Origin of the sequence: Streptomyces sp. NPDC048349, assembly GCF_040651925.1 — a bacterium.
Classification (GTDB): domain Bacteria; phylum Actinomycetota; class Actinomycetes; order Streptomycetales; family Streptomycetaceae; genus Streptomyces.
Genome location: NZ_JBEZLA010000074.1, coordinates 23,431 through 31,146 on the forward strand (window position 1 = coordinate 23,431; position 7,716 = coordinate 31,146).

At 71.2% G+C, this 7,716-nt stretch carries 9 protein-coding genes; 4 read left to right on the plus strand and 5 right to left on the minus strand.

What is annotated here, in order from left to right; genetic code table 11:
• Positions 1-35: 35 nt before the first annotated feature.
• From AB0D44_RS29885 to AB0D44_RS29905, 5 genes are read right to left on the minus strand one after another with little or no spacing between them, the layout of a single operon-like run.
• Positions 36-392 (minus strand): hypothetical protein, encoded by a 357-nt coding sequence (locus tag AB0D44_RS29885; RefSeq protein ID WP_362596606.1) that lies wholly within the window; start codon positions 390-392, stop codon positions 36-38.
• Positions 389-2,968, minus strand: a complete 2,580-nt coding sequence (locus AB0D44_RS29890) for an ATP-binding protein (protein ID WP_362596608.1) — start codon at positions 2,966-2,968, stop codon at positions 389-391. The genes AB0D44_RS29885 and AB0D44_RS29890 overlap by 4 nt, the downstream gene beginning before the upstream one ends.
• Positions 2,968-3,492, minus strand: coding sequence for a hypothetical protein (locus AB0D44_RS29895; RefSeq protein WP_362596610.1), 525 nt, complete (start codon positions 3,490-3,492; stop codon positions 2,968-2,970). The genes AB0D44_RS29890 and AB0D44_RS29895 overlap by 1 nt, the downstream gene beginning before the upstream one ends.
• Complete coding sequence (locus tag AB0D44_RS29900) at positions 3,489-3,830, minus strand: hypothetical protein (protein ID WP_362596612.1); 342 nt, start codon at positions 3,828-3,830, stop codon at positions 3,489-3,491. Before AB0D44_RS29900 ends, AB0D44_RS29895 begins: the two co-directional genes overlap by 4 nt.
• Complete coding sequence (locus AB0D44_RS29905; protein ID WP_362596614.1) at positions 3,827-4,474, minus strand: hypothetical protein; 648 nt, start codon at positions 4,472-4,474, stop codon at positions 3,827-3,829. The genes AB0D44_RS29900 and AB0D44_RS29905 overlap by 4 nt, the downstream gene beginning before the upstream one ends.
• Before the next feature lie 745 nt (positions 4,475-5,219).
• On the opposite strand from AB0D44_RS29905, the gene AB0D44_RS29910 reads away from it, so the two are divergent.
• From AB0D44_RS29910 to AB0D44_RS29925, 4 genes are all read left to right on the plus strand, one after another.
• Positions 5,220-5,621: a hypothetical protein gene (locus tag AB0D44_RS29910; RefSeq protein WP_362596615.1), complete on the plus strand. Its 402-nt coding sequence runs from the start codon at positions 5,220-5,222 to the stop codon at positions 5,619-5,621.
• A gap of 206 nt (positions 5,622-5,827) precedes the next feature.
• Positions 5,828-6,073 (plus strand): antitoxin MazE7, encoded by a 246-nt coding sequence (locus AB0D44_RS29915; protein ID WP_362596617.1) that lies wholly within the window; start codon positions 5,828-5,830, stop codon positions 6,071-6,073.
• A 2-nt stretch (positions 6,074-6,075) separates the two neighbouring features.
• On the plus strand, positions 6,076-6,456 hold the full coding sequence (locus AB0D44_RS29920; protein WP_362596619.1) for a toxin Doc: 381 nt from the start codon (positions 6,076-6,078) through the stop codon (positions 6,454-6,456).
• Positions 6,457-6,985: 529 nt separating this feature from the next.
• On the plus strand, positions 6,986-7,291 hold the full coding sequence (locus AB0D44_RS29925; RefSeq protein ID WP_362596621.1) for a hypothetical protein: 306 nt from the start codon (positions 6,986-6,988) through the stop codon (positions 7,289-7,291).
• Positions 7,292-7,716: the final 425 nt, after the last annotated feature.

Here is a 7,716-nt window from a genome sequence, read left to right on the forward strand (position 1 = left end):
TCCCGCAGAGCGAAGAGTGCCGCGGTCCATCTGGATCATCGCATCCGCCGCTCGACGGCCAGGACAAGTCCCACAGCCCCGCCGAGCGCGGCGGTGGCGAACAGCATTAGCCCGATCCACCCGCCCAGGGAGGCGGGAGCGGGAACCACGGAGGCCGCCGCGGAGGGGCCGGCCACGGCGGCGGCCATGTTGGGACCGGCTGCCGAAGTGCCGCGGGCGCAGTAGTCATGGGCCGGGCCGATGACCATGTCACAGGGACCGCCGTTGGCCGCGGCAGGCAGGGAGGTGGCTCGCGGTGGCTGGCCCTGGGGGCTGGCCCATGCGGCGACGGTGCAGGTGAGCAGAAGCAGGGCGAGGGCGCCGGTGAGCAGCAGCCGCAGGCGAGTGTTCATCGTGAGGTCCCCCCGTGGGCCGCTACGTCGTGGGAGCGGCCGGGTGTAGTGAAGATCTTTTCTGTGAGGCGGGTGACGGGCGGGACGACGACCTTGATCCGGCCGATCTGCATGCGCGGATCGCGCAGCAGCATCTCGCCTTCGCGGCCGGCCTGGCCTACGGGGGAGAGGCCGCTGCTCACCAGCCGCAGCAGGTCTTCGTCCTCGCCGTCCAGACCGAGGAAGGCCAGGCCGCGGGCTGCACGGGCGTGGTCGCTGGTGCGGGCCAGGAACCGGTAGGCGATCAGCCCGGCGTCCTTGCCCAGGTCCGTTACGTCGTGGGCGCCGAGGAAGACGCCGGCGCCGTGCTTGCGGCCGTCGTGCAGGATCTCGTGGACCAGCGCGGACCCCTCCGCGGAGGAGGTGAGCCAGTAGCACTCGTCCATCGCGACCAGACAGAACCGCTCCGGCTCGGTGAAGGCCGCCTGCCGGGCGATCGCCGCGACCAGATACAGCACGGCCCGCCCGATCAGGGCCTCCAGCGGCTGCTGGCGCAGCACCTCGACGTCGGCAACCGCCTCACGTGGCGGGAGAGTCAGACCAGCGGTTGTGATGACGACCATGTCGGCGCCCAGGTCCCCGCCCAGGGTGACCGGAGGCAGGTCCGGGTCGAACACCATCGCGGCAAGAGGGTTCGTGCGGACGATCCGCAGCAGGTCGGCCATGGTCGCCGCCGCATGGGCGCGGCTGGTGCCCGCGGTTGCGGCCAGCGTCGTGAGGACCTCCAGGACCTTGCCCATGGACGGCTCCGGACCCCCGGCGACTTCTTCCACTGCGTGGTGGAGGACGGCGCCGGCGGCACTCATCGCCCCCACCCCCAGCTGCAGGGTCAGGTAGGAGAGCGCGTAGTGGGCGCCGACGGGTCCGCCGAACACGCGCAGCGGGTCGATGGAGATCCGGGCCTGGGCCGCGTCGATGACCTGGCACCGCTCGCCGGCCGCGGACCGGGCGAAGGTGTCCCATTCCCGGATCGGGGTCCGGTCGATGACGATGGCCCGCCCGCCCCGGTCCACGACCGCGGCAGTGACCAGCTTCTCCAGGACGCTCTTGCCGCCGCCCAAGTCACCGATGACAGCGCTCGAGGCGGAGGCGTTGACCTGCGGAGCGTCCGCCGGATTGAGCAGGACCGGGCGGATGGTGCCGCTGTCCAGGTCGTGGCCGATCATCATCCCGGCCGGATCCCCCACCCGCGACAGGGTCAGCGCACCACTGGCGGCCCAGTCCTCCGACAGCTGATGCTGGGTGAACTGGTGGAGTTGCGGGGACCGCATCGATCCGGGAATCGACAGCGCGAACAACTCCTCCTGCATCCCGACGGGGCGCACCGCCCGGTAGTCGGCCCCCGACAGAGCTGCGGACAGCTCCCGGGCCCGGGCGTCGCACGTTGCGGGATCCGGCGCCCAAACGGTCAGCACCGTCACCGACTGGACCTCGACCTCCACCGACGTCCGCGCCATCCGGGCATCCTGCTCGGCCAGATCCCCGGCAGCGTCCGGCAACGAGTGCGGCATCCCGGTCGGCTGCGCCCCGTACTGGCCCGCCTGGTCCAGCAGTTCACGCTTCTTGCGCTGGACCTGCGCCCGGGCCTTCTTCGCGGGCACCACCCGCAAGTCCACCGCGACATCGACGGGGAACGGCATGCCTTCCAGCTGGGCCAGGACATCCGCGCTCACCACAGACACTGCCGGCGGGAGCTCGGCCAGGACGAGATGGGCCTGGTAGCCGGTGCCGGCGTCCGTTTCGACCTGAAGCCACTTGCGGCCGACCGGCGAAGCCGTAGCCGCCGCCCGCCACCACCCGCCCGGACCCGCCCAGCGCGACTTCGTGCTCTGCGCCTCCGCCTTGGGCTGGCCGCCCTCGGAAAGGCGAACCTGGCCCAGGTCGGCGTAAGAGGGGGAGAGGAGCTGCCCGTCGTGGACACGGCTGCCGTACAGCGGGCTGAGCTCGGCGTCGGACAGGAGAGGCTCCTCCAGCCCCCGATACAGGGCGTGCTGGACGATCCACACGACCTCGGCCGGGGACGCCGGCCGCAGCCCCAGGCCGCCGCCGAGCGAGGCCTGCAGACGCTCGGCGTCCTTCTGCGCGGCCAGGACATCGGCCTGGGGCACCGCCACCGGCGGCACGCCCAGCACGGCGGACAGTTCCGCGTACAGGGCCCCGAAGGATCCGGCGGCCGCACTGCCCTTGCGCGGCAGGGGTACGGCCAGCCACAGGGTCCGTTCGTGCATCTCCTCACTGGCCAGCAGATCCACTGTGGCCGCGCATGTCTCGGCCCACGCGGGCATCTGCTGCCAGGGCAGGCCTTCGACCATGCGCTCGGCGACCTCGCCCGGATCGGTCCGGGCGGCCGGCGCGAAGATCCTCGGCTCCATCGTCGGCATCGACCGGACGAAGGAGGTGATGCGGCCGAGGAGTTCGTCGCGGACGCGGGCGGGCTGGTAGCCGCCTGCCAGAGGCGCGACCCGCCACACCGCCCACACAGTCCCCGAGGTCGACCACAGCAGATGACCGGCAATGTGCCGGAACGGAAGCCTCATCACGCAGCCTCCTTGGCCGCAGCCGCCTGCTCGAGCAGACGCGACAGTCCCGACCCCGCCACGGCACCCCGCCCAGCCACGGGCGTGAGCACAGGCCCGCCCGCCGACGCCTTCTCCACCACCGATTGGGCCGAGGGCACGAGCCTCTGCTGGATGACGAACCGGCCGACGAGTCGGGACGGGCGCCGGTCCCGGGCGACACGGCCGCCGATCCGCCCGGCCGGATGCCGCAGCAGCAGCACGAGCATCCCGGCGGCCGCGGTGAACGGGTTCTGCCCGGCGATCTGCGCACCGCGCACCGCCCACACCGCACCGACCCACAAAGCGATGGGCACTGGGCCGGCCCACGACCACCAGTCATAGGTCTTGATCAGCGTGAACGCCCCACCGCCCAACACCACCAGCTGCGCCGGGGTGTACGGGCCGAACGGCACCACCCAGTCCCCGAACTTGCCCAGCACCCACGGATGCCGGCGCGCACTCGTGTAGACCCGTGCAACGCGCGGCTGGGTAGCGGTGCTCACAGCACGCTCCCTGCCGCCGGACCGGTCTCGGCCGTCCAGCCGGGCCGGGGACTGACGACATCAGTGGGCGCACCGGCTCCCGTGGTTGGGTTCTCGATCTTGTCGGTGACTTTCCCTGACAGGGAGTCCCGGGCGCTGTAAATGCTCAGCGCGATGATCATTGCGAGCAGTGCGCCGATCGCGGCTTTGAAGGAGAACGTACGGGCGATCCCGACGAGTACGAGGAAGGCGAGGGCGAGCTTGAGGGCCCTGTCGGCCCATGTCCCCGCGGTATCGAACAGGGCATCGCCCAAGACATCGAGCTCACTCGCCAGGAGCACAGAGGGGATGGTGCTCATCGGGCATCCCCCGACAGCGCCTTGGCCGTGGAGGCGGGCGAGGCCGCGCCCGCGGGCGGGCCGGTGACTCCCGCTTCCAGCTCGCTGATCTCCCACCGTCCGGCCCGCGCGGTGACCTCCGCCCGGTAGAGCAGCGGCCAGAGCACGCCCTGCGCGTCCTCGCCGGTCACCCGGATCCGCACCCGCGCCTTCGTCCCGTCCGCCGGCACTGCCTGACCGGCGGCGATCTCGGCGTCGGCGGCGACGGTCTCGAGGTCCACCCGCGCATACGGGCCGGCCTTTGGCGCCGTCACCTTCAGACCCGGCGACAGGTACCGGTCCAGACCCGCGCCCTGTCCGCCGCCGAGGTACGTACGGACGAACTCGCCCAGCGACACTCCCAGCGCCGAGGCAGCGGGGACGGGGCGGCTGAACTCCGATTCGGGTACCGGGGACGCGTCCGGGGCGGCGACCTCCGCCGGCGCTCCGACGACCGCGACCGGACCGCCGCCAGTGCCGCGGGTGCCGGACACGGCGAAGTACCGCACCTGCGGCACCACGGAGCCCGGCCCGCTCGCCGTCGGCGATGGTTCGCCCTGGTCCCGGATCGCCGCAACCACCACCGTCCACGTGCTCCCCGGCCCGGCCGCCTCACGGATGGCCACCACTCGCACCGGCGCAGGAGCCGTGCCGGTGGCTCGAGGCCGCTTCGGCAGCTCCACCCCAGGAGCCAGAGACCGCAGAGCTACGGCGGAGGCACTCTCCGGGGTGGCAGCGTCGGCGCGCAGCCACAGATCCACGAACAACTCCGCAGTGCCGCTTGGGTCGGCCGGAGGCCGGACCGCTTCAGCAGGGCGGGGGGCCGGTGCGGCCTGGGCCACCGTGGTCCTCGGAACCCCGACGGCGACGGCCAGGGCAAGGGGGCCGGCCGCCAGCGCGGCCCAGACACCCAGCCGCGCCCAGCGCGGCCCGCGGGAGACCGGCCGCCCAGCCGGGACTGTCTCCGGACGCTTCGCACGCAGCGGCTGAGCGGCCGGAGCGGCAGCCGGGGTTGCCGCGCGGCGGCGGGGCGGGGGAGGAGAGGGAGCCATGACGATGCCTTCCGTGGAGGGGTGATTGCTCTGCCCCACGAAACGGCGACGACCTCACCGGTTGGATCACCACGGCCACCCCGCCGGCATCACGGGTGGACAACGCCTGCGCTGGCGACTCACCGGTGACTCACCACCACCTCCCCACCGCAGGTCACCGCCCTACTCACCAGCCGCCGGTGAAGTCACCGGTGAGTGCGGGCGGCCGCTCATCGGCCCGGCTCGCGCTGCAGCGAGGGCGGGGCCGCCGCTCGCTCGTCGGGGTGGACTTCCACCCATAGCCGTATCGCGTGCGGCCCGCTGCCCTGTTGGGGATGCCATGCGGAAGATCGTTCACTTCAATGCGGCGGGCACCCTCGCGGCGGCCTTGGTCCTCTCGGCGGCCGGGCCGGCTGCCGCTGACTCCAGCGCTTGCACACACCACTTCTCAGGCCCGCAGGTCTGCATCAGGCTGGAGGGCAACAACTTCTGGAACACGCCCACCGCGATCTGGACCAACCCGCCGAAGAACGTGAAGACGCGGCAGGTGACGCTGTACGTGAACGGCACGCCCTACGCCGTCGGCAATCCGTCGACGGCAACCCGGGTGGGCAAGACCCTCAGCCACACCTGGAGCCGCGACCAGTTCGACGCGGACGCGAAGCTCTGCGTCAAGTTCAAGGGCATCGACCGGACCGCCTGCGAGTACGTGCGGGACATCGGCGACCGGGCCCCGCTCTAAACGCCTCGAGTCGGTCCTGTGATCGCTGCTGGGCGGCCATCTGGAACCACGGCGGAAGGGCCGGCCGATGGGCGCCGGTCCGGGGCTCCCCTGACGCCAGCTATCAGGCACGGGCCCTGCGGCACCATCACTGGCTGTCGGCCAGGCCGGAGGGCGACTTTCAAGAACGGTATTCATGAAGGTATGCGCGGGTGCATACTCGAGGTATGGCAGACACAACTGTGAAGGTCGACACCGAGACCCGGGACCGTTTCGCCGCCGTCGCGGCCTCCCGAGGCCAGAGCGTCCGCGCCTACCTGGCCGAGCTGGCCATAGAGGAAGAGAACCAGATCAAGTTGGGCAGGGCTACCGCCGCGTTCCGGGAGGTAACCGGCCAACCGGGCGTCGCAGAGGCTTTCGACCGTGAGTTCGGCGGCCTGCCGTCGGTAGTGAGCGCCAATCGGGCGGCCTGACCTTGGAACTGCACATCGACATCCGGTGGCTTCTGGACCGGCAAGAAGAGCTGCTCGGCAAGGAGCTCGGCGTCCAGGACTACTCGGGCTTGGTGGCGGCGGTCGCGCGGCACCGTGTGAACACCCCGGCCCTGGCGTCTGACGAGCCCGACGTGTACTGGCGGGCGGCCGCGCTGCTGGAGCAGATCGTGCTGCTGCGCCCGCTGCCGGCTAGGAACGAGTACTTCGCGTACGGGGTCGCCGTGGCGTACATCCGGGCCTCCAGCAAGGACGTGGATGTCACATTCGAGCCCTGGCGGGATCTGATCACCGACATCCGTGCTCTGCGGCTGAACGTATACGACATCGCGGACCGGCTGCGCTCTATGCATCCGGCTTCCTGATCGGCCCTGCGCCTTTTCAGGCGGGTACGAAGAAGAAGCCGACTGCTGCACCTGTCCTGGGCGGCGCCTTCGCCCGCTACGGAACGTGACCGAGGTGCTTGGGGAGACCTCGGCGTTTACTCCGCCGTCATGGAGGGACAACGACGCAGGGGAGGTCACTCTTGGGAAAGGCGACAGCCTTCAAAGCTGCTCACCACCGCCCCGACTTCTCCCGAAGAGGCCACGGAGGCCGCCTTGATTTGCACGTCCGTGCTCGCTGAGGAGGAATGGCGGGCGTTGTGGGTGATCACGGCCTCGAATGAAGTGAAAGGCCCGGCGGCGGACCCGATTTGCGCGGAAGCTCGTTGGGAGGACCAGCGCACGCTGTTTCTGCGCTGGGTGCCGGTGACGTACCGCCACGCCGCTATGCTCTGCGCCGGGTGCCTGGCACGGTGGCATTGCCGTCGTTGTTCGTGAACGCCGTCCAGCCGACGGACGACGGCCGGGTCCTCATGGTGAGGATGTCGCCCTCGACGGCGGCCCCCGGGCGGTGGCAGCTGCCGGGCGGGTCCGCGGAGCAGGAGCCCCCGGAGGCGGCGAAGCTCTGGGTGGGGCCGCTCTGCGAGGCCAGGCCGCACGCGAACTGTCCGAGGCGACCGGGGGTGATTTCAGCCCGGACGAGCTGCGGTTGTGGACGGTGGCCCGGGGCGAGATCGGCAGCCTCGGGCTGACCTACCTCGCCCCGGCCCGGCCGGAGGTCGAGCTGCATGAACGTTTCGCTGCCGTGACGGCGGAACTCGCGGAGGGCGCGAGCCCGAACCTCGACGGACTCGCGCTCGTGCGCTCGCCGGCCTAGCTGGCCGACCTGGCCGGACCGCACGTGGACTACCTGGAGCCGATCATCCGCCGGTACGCAGGCCCCGCTCCAGCCCGGCGCCTGACTATCGCCGTCTGTGCCGACGGGGTGCCCGGTCCTGTATGTCCTCCTGCCGAGCGTGACCCGCTCGAACCCACAGCGACCCGCAACTGCCCACACTGCCAGCAGCCCGTCACCATCGTCGCGCTCCTGGCAACACCAGAAGCCGCCCGGCCTTCGATGCCCACGGGCCTTCCCGATGTCGTCCCACTGCGCAGGGCTCCATAACAGCACCATCAGCTGGCCGGCCTGGAAATCCGGCTGCCGACAGCAGGCCGTGATGGCAGAGTGCGGCCATGGTTTTCCTACGTTGTGAAGCGGTCCGATGGGTCGATGACGAACCCCAGCCCGGCCTGGTCGAGGTC